The organism is Microcoleus sp. N9_A2, from assembly GCF_036701775.1.
Lineage (GTDB): Bacteria > Cyanobacteriota > Cyanobacteriia > Cyanobacteriales > Microcoleaceae > Microcoleus.
The window spans coordinates 51,455-67,804 of sequence record NZ_JAUBRH010000036.1 but is presented as its reverse complement, the minus strand read 5'-3'; the positions used below and the strand labels follow the sequence as shown (position 1 = coordinate 67,804).

Sequence of the window (16,350 nt, the reverse complement as noted above, 5' to 3'; positions counted from 1 at the left end):
GGGGCACTTTGTCAGCGCCTTTAAGACAGAAAATATGGTCTTAAGAATCCTCGTCGCTTTAGCGCGAGGAGTGTCAACAGTTGTGAACCACGCTGCTAGATTGCACCTACCCAGTGAGCGGGCAGGTGGCTTTTGTGTCTGCGGGCGCTAACGAAAGCAACTCAACAGCGCAGTCAGCAAAATAACGCTAAAGTTACTATCTACCTGATTCCGCTGCAAGGCTACCCTTGCGGACTCAGGGAAAAAACACCCAAAAAACCCGCGCTAGCGCAGCTATCCGGTAGGGAATTGCCTGCAATGTCTGTAGTTGCAGGGCGGCGATCGCCCAAAGAATCACTGCTTTTTCACAGCAGGGTATTCTAGGAGACATCTCCGAGGCGATGCGAGCGACATAATTTAAAATTGGCAAACAGGGTTTCAGTCCTCAGTGCAGGCAGCATCGACGTAAATTTTTATCTAAATCAGCTTGCTATGTGCTGTTTCAAGATTTACTAAGATCCCACCACTCGGCAGCATTCTCTCTCCGAGCTATAAAAACAAATCAACCACACAATCACCGAAATAACTTTCAATCAACATGGGTAATACGATCGATCCAAACAGCAACGTGCATCAGACTCAACGAGGAACTCCATTCGCCGGCCAAAGCTGGTTAGTGGAAGAAAGAGATGCCTGCGGTGTAGGCTTTATTGCCAACCAAAACGGTAAAGCTACTCACTCGCTGATTCAAAAAGCTCTGCCAGCCTTAACTTGTCTGGAACACCGCGGCGGTTGCAGCGCCGACTCTGATTCCGGCGACGGTGCCGGTTTGATGACGGCGATTCCTTGGGAATTGCTGGATGCTTGGTTTGCCGAACAGGGAATTGTGCCTCCAGCACGGGAAAACTGCGGCGTGGGAATGCTGTTTTTGTCTCAAGATAAATTTCAAGCGACTATAGCGCGGCAGGTGGTTGAGCAAGTTCTGACCGATCGCGGGCTGATACTTTTGGGATGGCGCAAAGTTCCCATTGTACCCTCGGTTTTGGGCCCGCAAGCGCTAGAAAATCAGCCTCAAATCGAACAAGTAATTGTCAGTTCACCGGACTTAACCGGAGACGAACTCGACAGACAGCTATTTCTGGCCCGCCGCACGATCGGACACGCCCTATCAAATCGCCCCAACTTCACCCGCCGAGAATTTTATACTTGCTCTTTTTCCTGCCGCACGATCGTCTATAAAGGCATGGTGCGATCGGCCGTACTGGCAGAATTTTACCCAGATCTGAAAAATCCCGCTTATAAAAGCTCCTTCGCCGTCTATCACCGCCGCTTCAGCACCAACACCATGCCCCGCTGGCACTTGGCCCAGCCGATGCGCTTGCTGGGACACAACGGCGAAATTAACACGCTGTTGGGCAATATTACCTGGATGAAGGCGCGACAAGCCAATTTGTCTCACCCGAATTGGAGTCAAGCCGACATCGACACGTTCAACCCAATCGTCAATCCCGAAAGCAGCGATTCGGCCAACTTGGACAACGTGATGGAATTGTTGGTGCACTCCGGCCGCACTCCCCTAGAATCCCTGACAATTCTGGTGCCGGAAGCTTACAAAAATCAGCCGGATTTGGCCACCTATCCCGAAATTGTAGATTTTTACGAATATTACAGCGGCATTCAAGAACCTTGGGACGGCCCGGCCTTGCTGGTGTTCAGCGACGGCAAACAAGTAGGTGCTACGCTCGATCGCAACGGTTTGCGTCCGGCCCGCTACTGCATTACTAAAGACGGTTTGGTAATTGTCGCCTCCGAAGCCGGAGTTGTCGATATTCCCGAAGCAGATATTGTCGAAAAAGGCCGTTTGGGGCCAGGACAAATGATTGCAGTTGACCTGCAAACCCACGAAATTCTCAAAAATTGGCAGCTAAAACAGCGAATTGCTAAGCGCCACCCCTACGGCGAATGGCTGAAACAAAACCGCGAAACCTTGGAACCGCAGCCTTTTGCGGAAACGGCAACCCTGGAACCGCAAACACTCTTAGCAACCCAAACTGCTTTTGGCTACACCGCCGAAGATTTGGATATGGTGATTGTGGAGATGGCGAGTTCTGGGAAGGAACCGACTTTCTGCATGGGCGATGACGCTCCTTTGGCCGTACTCTCAGAAAAGCCTCAGTTGCTGTACAACTATTTCAAACAGCGGTTCGCTCAAGTGACAAATCCGCCGATCGACCCCCTGCGCGAAGGGATGGTGATGTCACTCACAATGAATGTAGGCTTGCGGGGCAATTTATTGCAAACAATCCCGGAAAATGCCAAGCTGCTAAAAATTGATTCCCCGGTACTCAACGACGCTGAACTGTGTTTCTTGAAAGACCAAAAGTCTTTCCCCGCCACCGAATTGTCCACTCTTTACAAAATCGCTGCAGGGCCCGGAGGTTTGAAAACCGCAGTCGAGCAACTTTGTCAAGAGGCGGCTGAAGCGGTGCGCGAGGGTTCGAGAATTCTGATTTTGAGCGATCGACTTTTGAAGAAAGAAGGCAATGTATCTTCGGGTGGATTGAGTGCTGAATGTACTTACATTCCTCCGTTGCTGGCAGTTGGTGCGATTCACCACCACTTAATTAGCGTTGGGCTGCGGATGCAAACTTCGCTAGTTGTCGATACCGCCCAATGTTGGAGCACTCACCACTTCGCTTGTTTGATGGGTTACGGTGCGGTGGCTATTTGCCCTTACTTGGCATTGGAAAGCGTGCGCGGCTGGTGGTTTGACACCAAAACTCAAAATTTGATGCAGCACGGCAAAGTTCCCAAAATTACCGTCACTGAAGCTCAAGCTAAATACCGCACAGCGGTGGAAAATGGCTTGCTGAAGATTTTGTCGAAAATGGGGATTTCGCTGCTGTCTAGCTATCAGGGGGCGCAAATCTTTGAGGCGATCGGCATTGGCGGTGATTTGCTCGATTTGGGCTTCAAAGGCACTGTTTCTCGCATCGGCGGTTTGAGTGTGGCGGAACTGGCTAACGAGGTAATGTCTTTCCACAGTCAGGCTTTCCCAGAATTGATTCTGAAAAAGCTGGAAAACTTCGGCTTCGTGCAGTACCGCCGGGGCGGTGAATATCACATGAACAGCCCGGAAATGGCTAAGGCTTTGCACAGGGCTGTGACTACTTTTAAGGCTCAAACTAACAGTAATGGCAATGGGGCCGAACCAAAAATGACACCAAGTGGTGACAAAAATGGTGCAAGTGCCTACGACCATTACGAGGTTTACAAGCAACAGCTAGAAAACAGGCCGGTAACGGCTTTGCGAGATTTGCTGGATTTTGCGAGCGATCGTCCTTCCATTGCGATCGAAGAAGTCGAATCTGTAGCAGATGTTGTCAAGCGCTTCGCCACCGGCGGTATGTCCCTCGGCGCTTTGTCCCCGGAAGCCCACGAAACTCTCGCCATTGCGATGAACCGCATCGGTGGCAAATCCAACTCCGGCGAAGGCGGGGAAGATCCGGTGCGCTACAAAATGCTAAACGATGTCAGCGAGGCTGGTTTCTCACAAACTCTACCTCACTTGAAAGGTTTGCAAAACGGCGATACAGCTTCTTCATCGATCAAACAAGTAGCTTCCGGGCGTTTCGGCGTAACTCCTGAGTACCTGATGAACGCCAAACAAATCGAAATCAAAATCGCACAAGGTGCGAAACCGGGTGAAGGCGGTCAATTGCCGGGGCCGAAAGTGAGCGAGTATATTGCTTATTTGCGCCGATCGAAACCGGGTGTCACGCTGATTTCGCCTCCTCCTCACCACGACATTTATTCGATCGAGGATTTGGCGCAGTTGATTTTTGATTTGCATCAAATCAATCCAAAAGCTGGTGTTTCGGTGAAGTTGGTGTCGGAAGTCGGCATCGGGACTGTGGCCGCCGGTGTGGCCAAGGCAAATGCTGATGTGATTCAAATTTCCGGTCACGATGGCGGCACCGGTGCTTCGCCATTGAGTTCGATTAAGCACGCAGGTTCTCCGTGGGAACTCGGGTTGACAGAAGTTCACCGGGTGCTGATGGAAAATAAATTGCGCGATCGAGTTTTGCTCCGCGTTGACGGTGGCTTCAAAAGCGGCTGGGACGTGATTGTAGGCGCTTTGATGGGCGGCGAAGAGTACGGTTTTGGCACGGTGGCAATGATTGCTGAAGGCTGTATTATGGCTCGCGTTTGTCACATGAATAGTTGTCCGGTGGGCGTAACAACTCAACAGGAACACTTGCGGAAACGGTTCCCCGGAACGCCGGAGCACGTTGTTAATTTCTTCTATTTCGTAGCAGAAGAAGTGCGGAGTTTGTTGGCGAAATTGGGTTATAAGTCGATCGCAGATATCATCGGCCGCGCGGATTTGCTGACAATGCGCGAAGGGGTGCAACTAACTAAAACTCAAGCGATTAATTTGGATTGTTTGACTAAGTTGCCGGATACTAAGGGCGATCGATCTTTCTTGATTCACGGCGATATTCACACCAACGGGCCAGTGTTGGATGATGATTTGTTGGCGGATGCTGAAATTAAAAGTGCGATCGCCAATCAAACCAGTGTTAGCAAGAGTGTAAAATTGGTGAATACCGATCGCACTGTGGGAGCACGTTTATCAGGTGCGATCGCCACGCAATACGGTAACACCGGCTTTAGCGGTCAAATCACCCTCAACTGCACGGGTAGCGCGGGCCAAAGCTTCGGCGCATTCAATTTGCCGGGAATGACGCTGGTGCTGTCAGGCCAAGCTAACGACTACGTTGGTAAGGGAATGCACGGTGGCGAAATTGCGATCGCACCGCCGGCTGGTGCGACTTACGATGCTTCCGAAAATGCGATCGTCGGTAACACTTGTTTGTACGGCGCAACGGGGGGAACTCTGTTGGCTGCGGGTAAAGCGGGCGAACGGTTTGCGGTTCGCAACTCAATGGCGAAAGCAGTCATTGAAGGTGCCGGCGATCACTGCTGCGAGTACATGACTGGCGGCGCGATCGTCGTGTTAGGAAAAGTCGGCCGCAACGTCGGCGCTGGAATGACTGGCGGCTTGGCTTATTTCCTCGATGAAGATGGGACTTTCCCAGCTCACGTCAACGGGGAGATTGTGAAGATGCAGCGCGTTTGTACGGCGGCTGGGGAGGCGCAATTGAAGGAGTTGATTGAGGCTCAGCGCGATCGAACTGGCAGCAAGAAAGCTGAAAAGATTTTGGCAAATTGGGCTGAATATTTGCCTAAGTTCTGGCAAGTTGTGCCGCCAAGTGAAGCGAATTCGCCGGAGGCTTCGGAACAAAAGATTGCTGTGGAAGTTTAATTTTCCAGTTGATTAAATAGATGAGGGGCGACGCGAGTTGCCCCTTTTTTGCATCTACCGGACTTACACGGATAGTTCACAAAACCTCAAAAAACCCTCTTGCTCCTCCTTAGCAACGGGGTAAAAAAAGTCAAGCAACAACGAAAAACCCTCTTGCTCCTCCTTAGCAACGGGGGTAAAAAAGCCAAGCAACAACGAAAAACCCTCTTGCTCCCCCCCTTAGCAAGGGGGGGCTGGGGGGGGGTAAAAAAAGCCAAGCAACCTCAAAAAACCCTCTTGCTCCCCCTTAGCAAGGGGGGCTGGGGGGGTAAGAAAAGCCAAGCAAGCAACGAAAAAACCCAAATAAAAAATGACAAAACTTTACAACAAAACCTCAGAAAAACTCAAGCGACAGCGGCTTCGCAGAGAAATGACAAAAGCTGAAAAACGTCTCTGGGAGAAAATCAAAAACAGACAGCTTGAGAATTGTAAATTTCGCAGACAGTACAGCGTAGCAGAATTTGTGATCGATTTCTACTCGCCGGAAATCAAGTTAGCACTAGAAGTTGACGGTGATAGTCATTTTCAAGAAGATGCTGTAGAATATGATGCGGAAAGGCAAGAATTTATTGAATCAGCAAGAATTAATTTTTTGAGGTTTACAAATGATAATGTTTATCATAATTTGGATGGGGTTCTAGATGTGATTGTAGATGGGATTAAATCGCTGAGAACATTAGGTGTTTTACCCCCCCCAGCCCCCCCTTGCTAAGGGGGGGAGCAAGATGGGATAACAGGGGATTAAATCGCTGAGAGCATTAGGTGTTTTACCCCCCTTAGCAAGGGGGGAGCAAGACAACAGGAGATTAAAAATTACCTCAAAGGTCAAGAATTAACCTTTAAATCCCGCACAAATTGCATAATTGGTCGGCAAAAATTGTTATCCCAACATTCCAGACGAAGACAAACACCGATCTAATATTATATCAAATCTGTCTGGCGATCGGCATTCGGGGAGGTGCTGTTTTCCACATCAAATCTATTTCCTCCGCTGTCAATCCGTAAGCTTGATTAACTAAATCGGATAAACGGTGTTCCAGTCTCAACGCCTCAGCTTTGCGAGATTGAATGGCCGGTGCATATTCATTATAAGTTTCGCGGACTGCTTTTAGTCCAGCAACGCCGAGAGGATCGGAGGATTTAGTTTTTGGCATTCGCTTTCTGATTTCTGATACGAATTCTGCAAAGGAAAGGGCAGAAAAGTCTTCGAGTTTTTGTCCGAGTTTATCAATTAAATAAGTGATTTCCAGCCATTGCAAGACATCTCGGTGAGTCTCTTGATTAGTTTTGGCAATTTCAATTAAACGGCTGACAATTAATTCGACTTCGGCACGAATTTGGTCAGTTGGTGGTGCGATCGGAAGCTTTTCCATCAATTCGCCGACGGGACTCAGTGCGTCATCTTTCATGTGCGGCAAATACCGCCAATTGTGCCACCAGATGAGTGCTGAATTAAGCACTCCCAAGATATACAATTCAGAAGTCGGAATAATGAAAGCTTTATTATTTGTTAAATAACCCCTATTATCATAGCTATATGCTGGATGAAATTGAATTTCTTGATAGCTCAGTTTAGGCTGTTGAAATAGGTTGCAAAAAGATGGTGAGGCTTGCCACTGCCACCATAATTGTTTGCCTGCTCTTGCTTCTAACTTAGTTCTATATTTTTCCAGATGAGATTTTATCGTAGGATAGTTTTCTATCTCAATCTCTCTATGAGCAAAGATTATCCAAACTTCATCCCATTGAGGACACCAGCGTTTTATATCCTGACCTCGCAATAATGGCTTGATAATTTCAGCGGACTTAGGGTCAGCTTTAACTAGACTATTTTTAGTAGCTTCATCAATTAAAAAAGCTTCATTAAATCCTGTTTTTATGCCATATAAAGGCTTAACCCCTGCAAAATCTTTGAGCGGAACTCCAACTTGTTTTATTTTCTGCATCAACTCATCAACAGCAGGAGGTTCCAGACTCCAAGCACTCGCAGTAAAACGAGCTCGCGAAATTTGATAACCGTGTTGTTGAACGTATTGTGTAAGGTTGATATTAGCAAGTTCCTCGCGCGGAACCGGACAAACAATCACAGGCGAATTAGGTTCAGATTTACCTGGTTCAATCTCGCTTTCAGTTTCAGAGATACATAGAGAAGCGTTAGGTTTTCTGACTGCGACAATACAGGGAAAAGTATCAGCATCCTCAAAAATTGGCGCGTGTCCGAAATCAATAATTTGCTCTAGTAAACCTTGACTGGCAAAGAACTTGCGTAGAGGTTCACCGTATCCAGACCTCAGCCATTTATTTGTGACAATATACGAAAGCACTCCCCCCGGTTTGAGAATGTTTAATCCGAGTTCATAAAAGTAAGTATAAAGGTCTGCTACGCCGTTATAGGATTCATAATTTGCTTGCAAGTATGGTTTAAGTGGAGATAGCAACTCCTGCCGCACATAAGGCGGATTGCCAATGACAACATCAAAACCGCCATCAGCAAAAATCGGGGGAAATTCAGCTTGCCAATCAAACGCTGTATCTGCTACATTACTGTCAGCGACGATCGAGTTTCCCGCTTTAATATTATCATCCAAATAAGTCAGCGTTTTACCCGCTTGGGCCGTCTTCAACCACAGGGAAAGTTTGGTAATTTCCGCCGATTCCGGCAGCAAATCTACGCCGTACAGGTTGTTGCTTAAAATGCTTCTGTCAAATTCAAGGGAGTTGCCGTTTTTTGGCTTACAGCCCAAAGCGTTCAATTCGCGATCGACTCTTTCGTACTGCTGCATCAAATAATCGAAAGCCGCAATCAAAAAAGCACCCGAACCGCACGCCGGATCGATAACTCGCGTTTTTTGCAGCACCTCATCTCGATAGGCTTTCCAAAACTTAATGGCAGTTTTCTTTGGCGGCCCAACCGACTCTTCAGCAACTTCGCTAATTAGGAATAAATCGCGCAATTCTTGCTCTCGCCGGTGCAAATAACCGCCAAGAGAAACCTCGACAATATACTGAGTAATAAAAGCGGGCGTGTAAAACACACCTTGAGTTTTCCGCTTGCCTTTTTTCTGATTGTATTCTTGTCCGGCAGTCTCAGCATTTAACTCTTCCAAATCAGTAACAGACTGCTCGAAAATATGCCCCAAAATATCGACAGAAACTTCCGTATCAAAATCAAATCTGGTCAGCTTGTTAAGCAGACTGCATAACGGATTGGGCACAGTCAACTGTGCGTCTAAAATCGGATCGAATTTAAATAAACCGCCGTTGTAACCCGGTACAGGAGGGTCATCATTTCCCACATCAACCCAGCGAAATACAGATTGATAATTTTCCCAAATTAATCTAGGATTGTATTGGTCTGTGTGGTCGTGAGCGTTGCTGAGGGTGTTTCGCGGCAGCAGCCCTTTATCTTCACAAAAAGCAATGAATAAAACGCGGTCTAAAGTTTTTTGAGCTTTTTCGATGAGTACGCGATCGCGATTGGGAATGTCCTGCGGCCCGGTAAAGCGAAAATGCTTGACGAGAGCGAGTCGAATTGCTTTGTATTCTTGATATAATTTATTGGTAATTTCCTCTTGAGCTTCGTCAGAGTCTTTTAACAGTCTGTCGATCGCAGAAACTGTTTGAGCTTGATTTGAAGAAGGCAAAAAATTGCGCCTGCATAGCAGAAAGTAAAACCGCTTAAAAGCTTCAAAATCCGCCAAGTCAGTCAGAAAAAATTGTTCATAATAAGCGGGAGTTTTATTGGTATGATAAAGTCGCAATTCTCGATAATTCGAGACGATAATCCAGCGACAATCGGGTGTATAATTAGCGTAGCGCCAACCTTGGTCAACGGCTGACTCGGCTCGCCCGGATGCGGGACGGTCTAAATCATTTTTTGCTCCCTTGAGTTCTATCGGAGCCACCACTTTACCTTGCAGGGAAACGGCTTTGCCTTGAGGATTGTCAGCAGCAGTAAAAAAGCCGATCGCCCCGTCAGCAGAACCGCCGCCATCAGATATCGTTTGTTCCGCGTTAATTTCCCAAGCTTTCCCCGCACCTTGAATTACCGAGCAATATCCCAAAACATCCTGAAAAATATCATTAATAAAACTGCCGTGCAGGGAAATTTCTTTGATTTCGTCTAAGGTACCCGTTTTCAGTGCAGCAATCCACTTTTCCAATTTTTGGCGGCGCACTTCCATATCTTGCGGAAAGCTAAAAGCGCGCAAAGCGGTGTTGAGTGTTTTGCCGTGAAAAAGGGCGCGAGTAGAGCGATTTGTCATCGTTTAAAAGCAGATTAATCAAGTTAATTTTACCGCATCTAAGTGCAACAACGGCTGAGATTTTGCCATTCTCCCATCCAGCTACACTCAAAACGGGCGATCGCTCTTCGTTGATGAGCCTCCCGCAGGCGCCGGCTTCCCTAACGCACCTACCCTCAAAAAAGGCGATCGCGCCCGCCACGATCGCGCCCGCCGCCCCTCAATAGCTCAGCCCGATCTCATTTACTTTGCATATCGTAATTATTAGGTAGAGCTATCATTTTTTCTCAGTGCCTTTCCGCTGCTCCCTGCGGGTTTTACAGCAATAATTAAATGCGCGTAAGCTAATCTGCACTGAGCCAAAAGTTTTGTTACAATAGGTACGCTGTTACAAATCGTAACTTATGCTGATTTCTATTTTAATAATTGACGTAGCCCTAGTAGCCTGGTCTTTGCACCTAATGCAAGAGGCGATCGCACAACGCGAATTTTCACTAATGCTAGCCGGGATCCTAGTTGCGGCCTCAGCCGCAGCCCTGGTAGTCGTCTACTTCCTCATGGGCTCTTGCTTGAGCCATTTAACCGCAATATCCCAACACACTTATTAAATAATAGTAGGGATTCGTTCATTGAAAAGCAGCCAGGAGATTTAAAAAAAAGTCCAAAGCCTTGCCAGTTCAAGGCTCCAAACTATTTTTTCAAAAAGGCTTGACAAACATTACTCCATTAAGGCATGATTGAGAGCGCGAAAAGAAAGGGGAATTAGCTCAGTTGGTAGAGCACTACAATGGCATTGTAGGGGTCAGCGGTTCGAGCCCGCTATTCTCCATAAACAAGATTAGATCAACAAAATTAGATCGGACGGCGGTTGAAAGTGCCAGCGTCTTCTTAAATTCGATCGCACTTTCCCGTAAAATTAAAACAATCTACCCGCAAAAAAAGCAATTATCCCGTGGCAAAGTCAACTGAACCCAAAAATCCAGAGAGGCCGAGCCAGCTTGCGCGATCGCCTCTGTACGACCTATCATTACAGCTCAAAGGTCGGATGGTACCATTTTCCGGGTGGGAGATGGCAGTGCAGTACGCAGGCATCAGCAGCGAACACCAAGCAGTACGCCAACAAGCTGGAATGTTCGACATTTCCCACATGGGAAAATTCTGCTTGAAAGGGAAACAACTAATAGAAAAATTTCAACCCTTAGTACCCTCAGACTTAAGCCGCTTGCAACCAGGTCAAGCTCAATATACAGTCTTACTAAATAACAAAGGCTGCATCTTAGACGACATTATTTTCTACTGCCAAGAACCAGATCCCACTACGGGCGAAGAACGTGCAGTAATCATTGTCAACGCCGCCACTCGCATCACAGACAAAGCCTGGATAGAAGCCCATTTAGCATCTAGCGAAATTAGTTTTACCGACATCTCCCAAGACCAAGTTTTAATTGCAATTCAAGGGCCGGAAGCTGTTAAATACCTCCAGCCTTTTGTGGAAGATAACCTCGCCCCAATTAAAGCATTCGGACACTTAGAAACAAATTTGTTGGGACAGCCAAGTTTTATCGCCAGAACAGGTTACACCGGCGAAGATGGATTTGAAATCATGGTGGATATAGAAACCGGAAAAAAAGTCTGGCAAAAATTCCTCGATGCTGGCGTTGTTCCCTGCGGATTGGGGGCCAGAGATACCTTGCGTTTAGAAGCAGGAATGGCACTTTACGGCCAAGATATCGACGACAGTACCACACCTTTAGAAGCTGGATTGGGTTGGGTAGTTCACCTCGACAGCAAAGGCGATTTTATTGGGCGCGAGGTTTTGGAACAGCAGAAAGCCAATGGAGTATCGAAGCGGTTGGTAGGGTTAGAAATGGAAGGGCGGCACATTGCGCGCCACGGCTATCCGGTAATATTTGAAAGCGAAACAGTAGGAGAAGTTACTAGCGGTACATTGTCGCCTACCTTGAATCGGGCAGTAGCCCTCGCGATGCTTCCGGTAAAATTAGCGAAAATCGGCCAGCGGTTAGAAGTCGAGATTCGCGGGAAAAATTACCCGGCGACGGTGGTTAAAAAACCATTTTATCGCTCTCCCAACCGCCCAAATTAAATGTAGGGTGCGTCAGCTCAAATTATCTGCGCTGCAAATCGAAAAAATCGCGGGCTGACGCACCCTAGGAGTTGCTATTGCGAAAGCATTTTAGCAAAATCCCGCAAAGTTGTAGCATAGCGATCGCCCGCCACGTCCATCAAATCATTGTGTCCGGCGCGATCGACCCAAAAATTGAATTTAGGCTGCTTAGCGGCCGCAAAAAGCTGCTCTCCATGCCAAAAATGTACCACCTCATCAGCCTTACCATGAATCACCAAAACAGGCGATCGAACTTTGCCAATCTTATCAATATTCACAAACTTGTCAAAAGGTAAAATCGGAATCCGCGTCAACACCCGAAAAACCGAAACAAAGGAACTTTCAACCACCAAACCACCGACTTTTTGCCGCGATGCCAAATCAATTGCCGGCCCACCGCCCACAGAACGCCCATAAAGAATAATGTGCTTTGCAGATACTCCCAACTGTTGGGTTAAATAATTATAAACAGCATCAATGTCACGATAAGTATTATCCTCAGAAGGATTTCCCTGACTCGTGCCGTAACCTTGATAATCATAGGCAAACACCGCAAACCCGCTATCTCGAATTTCTCCGACTAGCCACAAAATGTCGCCCAAGTCTTCCGCATTCCCGTGACTGTAAAGTATAGTATATTTAGCTTGCGGGTTAGGAAAATGAACAGCAGAAATTTTCATGCCATTAGCTGAGCTAACTTTGATAAATTCCCTGCTATCACTCTGGCTAGATGGCGGAGGTTGAAAAATTAGCCGTTCTGAAAAAAAGAAACCATAAAAACATAAAAATGCGTAAATAAAAATTATAGATTGCATCAGTCTTTTGACAGAAAATTCTCCAAAAAGCCAGCGTTTAATATTTTTTTTGTTCCACTTATTCATCAATAAATGCCCATAGTTCACTAAGATTTACTGAATACTTTGTTTATTGCGAGAAAAGACATGGCACTAACATACCCTGATGACCTGAAATACTTAGACACCCACGAATACATCCGACTCGAAGGCGAAATTGCCACGATAGGCATCAGTGCCTTTGCAGTTGACCAACTCGGCGATATCGTGTTTCTAGATTTGCCCGAAGTCGATTCTCGCCTGGAAAAAGGCGAAGCTTTCGGTACAGTCGAGTCAGTGAAAGCAGTTGAAGATTTGAAAGCGCCTGTTACGGGTACTGTCGTAGAACGCAACGATGACATTATAGAGTCTCCCGAAAACTTGGCGGAAGACCCCTATGGGGCTGGGTGGCTGCTGAAAGTGCGCGTTGACAATCTCAGCGACGACAGTGATGCTTTGTCTGTCGAGAAGTATCGCCAAATGGTGGAAGGCGAGTAGTTCTGAGTTTGGAGTTTTGATTGGGAATTTGGGGCTAGGGCTCGTTGATTCCTCCACAATCCGCCAGGGGTTCATATCGTTTCCGGTTGCACTCCTTATGATATAGAGGACACGGCACTGCCGTGTCCCTACCGCGATTAATTGTAGGGACACGGCACTGCCGTGTCCTCATAATTCCGGTGCAACAGGAAACGATATGAGACAGGAGTTGAAACTCCTGTTGGACTTTCATAGACGGAGAAAATCTCCCTTGTTCCCTTTGCAAAATGTTACAAACAAAGAAGCAAAAGTCTATTCAGGAGAATCCGCCTTGGTACTCTACAGCCCGAAAGTTGAACCCAGCCAGCAGCAAAACCTTTCCCCCATCGGTGGTTTTGCGGGGCGGCACATTGGCCCGACACCCAGCGAAATCCAGCAAATGCTGGATGTTTTGGGTATTTCCAGCCTCGATGAGTTGATTGACAAAACTGTTCCAGCGGCGATTCGCATGAATCAACCCCTGCAACTTCCCGCAGCGCAAAGCGAGTACGCTGCTTTGGCAGAATTGAAAGAAATTGCTGCAAAAAATCAGATATTTCGATCGTACATCGGCACAGGATATCACGACTGCATCACACCGCCGGTCATCCAGCGGAATATCCTGGAAAATCCCGGCTGGTATACAGCTTACACTCCCTACCAAGCCGAAATTGCCCAAGGACGATTGGAAGCTTTGCTGAACTTCCAAACGATGATAATCGAGCTCACGGGTTTGGAAATTGCTAACGCTTCTTTGCTGGATGAGGGGACTGCGGCGGCGGAAGCGATGGCGGTAAGTTACGGCGCTAGCAAAAAGGGGGCGAAAGCGTTTTTTGTGGCTCAAGATTGCCACCCTCAAACTATTGAAGTGGTGCAAACTCGCGCTAAACCGCTGGGAATTGAAGTTATTGTGGGCGACCATCAAAGCTTTGAGTTCGATCGTACAATCTTCGGCGCGCTCCTGCAATACCCAGCAACAGACGGCACAATTTACGACTATAGGGATTTTATTCGATCGGCACACGAAGTCGGCGCATTAGTCACAGTAGCCGCCGACATTTTAAGCCTTTGCTTGCTTACGCCCCCCGGCGAATTCGGCGCTGACATAGCCGTAGGAAGCACTCAGCGCTTCGGAGTGCCGATGGGATTCGGAGGGCCCCACGCAGCCTATTTCGCCACAAAAGAAGAGTTTAAACGGCAAGTTCCGGGGCGAATTGTCGGCGTTTCCAAAGATGCCAACGGCAAGTCTGCGTTACGCTTGGCTTTGCAAACTCGCGAACAGCACATCCGCCGCGAAAAAGCAACTAGCAATATTTGTACTGCTCAAGTTTTGCTGGCAGTGATGGCGAGTATGTATGCTGTTTATCACGGCCCGTCTGGACTCAGAGACATTGCAGAAAAAGTATGGAGTTTAACTGCACTTTTGGCATCCGGTTTAAGAAGCTTCGGATACAAAATTGGTTCTCAACCTTTCTTCGACACTCTGCGAGTAGAATTGGGAGACAAACCGCTGTCAGAACTTCTAGCAACTGCCCAACTTCGCAACATTAATCTTCGAGTTTTTGATGAGGCGACAGTCGGAATAACTTTAGATGAAACTGTTACTGTTGAAGACGTGCAAGATTTATGGGAAATTTTCGGACAGCATAAGGATTATATCAGGGTCGAGGGGCAGAACGCTCTCAACATTCCGCTGGATGCAGACGCATTAAATTCCTATTTGACTTTACCAGATTTTTGCGATCGCACAACCAGCTATCTCACCCATCCAGTTTTCAACAGCTACCATTCCGAAACCGAACTGTTGCGGTACTTGCACCGTTTAGAAACCAAGGATTTATCGCTGAATACATCGATGATTCCCTTGGGTTCCTGCACGATGAAATTGAACGCAACAGCCGAGATGCTGCCGGTAACTTGGGCCGAATTTGGGAATATACATCCCTTTGCACCCCGCAATCAAACTCGCGGCTATCAAATGATGTTCGTGCAACTCGAACAGTGGCTGGCAGAAATCACCGGTTTTGCGGGAATTTCTTTGCAGCCAAACGCCGGTTCCCAGGGAGAATACGCGGGATTGTTAGTCCTTCGCCAATACCACGAACACCGAGGAGAATCTCACCGCAATATCTGTTTAATTCCCCAGTCAGCCCACGGTACAAATCCGGCTAGTGCAGTCATGGCGGGGATGAAAGTAGTTGCTGTCGAGTGCGATAGCCAGGGGAATATTGATGTCGCCGACTTGCAGAAAAAAGCCGAGAAACACAAAAACGAACTTGCTGCTTTGATGGTGACTTATCCATCTACCCACGGCGTGTTTGAGTCAGAAATTAAAGAGATTTGCGAGATTGTCCACAACTGCGGCGGACAAGTTTATATGGACGGCGCAAATATGAATGCTCAAGTTGGTTTGTGCCGCCCCGGTGATTTTGGTGCTGATGTTTGTCACTTAAATTTGCACAAAACTTTCTGCATTCCTCACGGCGGCGGCGGGCCTGGCATGGGGCCGATTGGAGTTATGCCTCATCTAGTTTCTTTCTTACCGGATGTTTCGGGAGAACCCAACCCAGAGAAAGATAGCAATTCTATAGGTGCTGTTTCGGCGGCACCTTGGGGAAGTGCTAGCATTTTGACGATTTCTTGGATGTACATTCGGATGATGGGAGGAGTGGGTTTAACTGAGGCGACAAAAGTTGCAATTCTTAATGCTAATTACATGGCGCATCGGTTAGAATCTTATTATCCGGTTTTGTATAAAGGCAAATCGGGTTTAGTGGCGCACGAGTGTATTCTGGATTTGCGCCTTCTCAAAAAATCTGCTGCTATTGAAGTTGATGATATCGCCAAACGCTTGATGGATTACGGCTATCACGCGCCGACTGTTTCTTGGCCTGTCGCGGGTACGGTAATGGTGGAACCGACGGAAAGCGAATCGAAGCAGGAATTAGATTGTTTCTGCGATGCGATGATTGCGATTCGAGGCGAAATTGCGGAGATTGAAAAAGGCAATGTTGACGCGCAAAATAATCTGTTGAAAAATGCGCCGCACACCGCAGAATCTCTGATGGTTGATGAGTGGAACCGTCCTTATACTCGCGCGCAAGCGGCTTATCCGACTGCTGGAACTCGCGAATATAAGTTTTGGCCTGCGGTGGGCCGGATAGATAATGCTTTTGGCGATCGGAATTTTGTCTGTTCTTGTTTGCCAATGGAGGCTTACAGTCAAGGTTAAATAAGTCTCTCCGGGTGGGCCAGGGCACCTTACACACATACTATTGTGGGAGT

General features: G+C 47.4%; 10 protein-coding genes and 1 tRNA gene. 8 read left to right on the top strand and 3 right to left on the bottom strand.

Annotated elements, in window-relative coordinates; translation table 11 throughout:
• Positions 1 to 235: 235 nt before the first annotated feature.
• Entirely contained in the window at positions 236 to 409 is a 174-nt protein-coding gene (locus QUA44_RS19680) for a hypothetical protein (RefSeq protein ID WP_333253439.1), read from the bottom strand.
• 168 nt (positions 410 to 577) lie between these two features.
• Here QUA44_RS19680 and QUA44_RS19675 point away from each other — a divergent pair, with 168 nt between their 5' ends.
• Positions 578 to 5,308: a glutamate synthase-related protein gene (locus tag QUA44_RS19675; RefSeq protein ID WP_333253441.1), complete on the top strand. Its 4,731-nt coding sequence runs from the start codon at positions 578 to 580 to the stop codon at positions 5,306 to 5,308.
• Between the two features lie 349 nt (positions 5,309 to 5,657).
• Complete coding sequence (locus QUA44_RS19670; RefSeq protein ID WP_333253443.1) at positions 5,658 to 6,059, top strand: endonuclease domain-containing protein; 402 nt, start codon at positions 5,658 to 5,660, stop codon at positions 6,057 to 6,059.
• Positions 6,060 to 6,273: 214 nt separating this feature from the next.
• Here the strand turns inward: QUA44_RS19670 and QUA44_RS19665 are convergent, their stop codons facing one another.
• The gene (locus QUA44_RS19665; protein WP_333253445.1) at positions 6,274 to 9,612 is read right to left on the bottom strand and encodes an Eco57I restriction-modification methylase domain-containing protein; all 3,339 of its coding nucleotides are present in this window, start codon (positions 9,610 to 9,612) and stop codon (positions 6,274 to 6,276) included.
• On the opposite strand from QUA44_RS19665, the gene QUA44_RS19660 reads away from it, so the two are divergent.
• The 4 genes from QUA44_RS19660 (at position 9,606) to gcvT (ending at position 11,695) form a co-directional block, all read left to right on the top strand.
• The gene (locus QUA44_RS19660; protein WP_333253448.1) at positions 9,606 to 9,818 is read left to right on the top strand and encodes a hypothetical protein; all 213 of its coding nucleotides are present in this window, start codon (positions 9,606 to 9,608) and stop codon (positions 9,816 to 9,818) included. The genes QUA44_RS19665 and QUA44_RS19660 overlap by 7 nt on opposite strands.
• Positions 9,819 to 9,995: 177 nt before the next feature.
• Positions 9,996 to 10,199, top strand: a complete 204-nt coding sequence (locus tag QUA44_RS19655) for a hypothetical protein (RefSeq protein ID WP_333253451.1) — start codon at positions 9,996 to 9,998, stop codon at positions 10,197 to 10,199.
• Positions 10,200 to 10,347: 148 nt separating this feature from the next.
• A tRNA-Ala gene (locus QUA44_RS19650) sits at positions 10,348 to 10,420 on the top strand.
• Positions 10,421 to 10,543: 123 nt separating this feature from the next.
• Positions 10,544 to 11,695, top strand: a complete 1,152-nt coding sequence (gcvT, locus tag QUA44_RS19645) for a glycine cleavage system aminomethyltransferase GcvT (RefSeq protein ID WP_333253453.1) — start codon at positions 10,544 to 10,546, stop codon at positions 11,693 to 11,695.
• A 74-nt stretch (positions 11,696 to 11,769) separates the two neighbouring features.
• Here the strand turns inward: gcvT and QUA44_RS19640 are convergent, their stop codons facing one another.
• A complete protein-coding gene (locus tag QUA44_RS19640) occupies positions 11,770 to 12,597 on the bottom strand; it encodes an alpha/beta hydrolase (RefSeq protein WP_333253455.1) in 828 nt (275 codons plus the stop codon).
• 60 nt (positions 12,598 to 12,657) lie between these two features.
• Between QUA44_RS19640 and gcvH the strand changes: the two genes are divergently transcribed.
• Together gcvH and gcvP are read left to right on the top strand one after the other, a co-directional pair.
• Positions 12,658 to 13,047: a glycine cleavage system protein GcvH gene (gene gcvH / locus QUA44_RS19635; RefSeq protein WP_333253457.1), complete on the top strand. Its 390-nt coding sequence runs from the start codon at positions 12,658 to 12,660 to the stop codon at positions 13,045 to 13,047.
• 364 nt (positions 13,048 to 13,411) lie between these two features.
• The gene (gene gcvP, locus QUA44_RS19630) at positions 13,412 to 16,297 is read left to right on the top strand and encodes an aminomethyl-transferring glycine dehydrogenase (RefSeq protein ID WP_333253534.1); all 2,886 of its coding nucleotides are present in this window, start codon (positions 13,412 to 13,414) and stop codon (positions 16,295 to 16,297) included.
• Positions 16,298 to 16,350 lie beyond the last annotated feature (53 nt).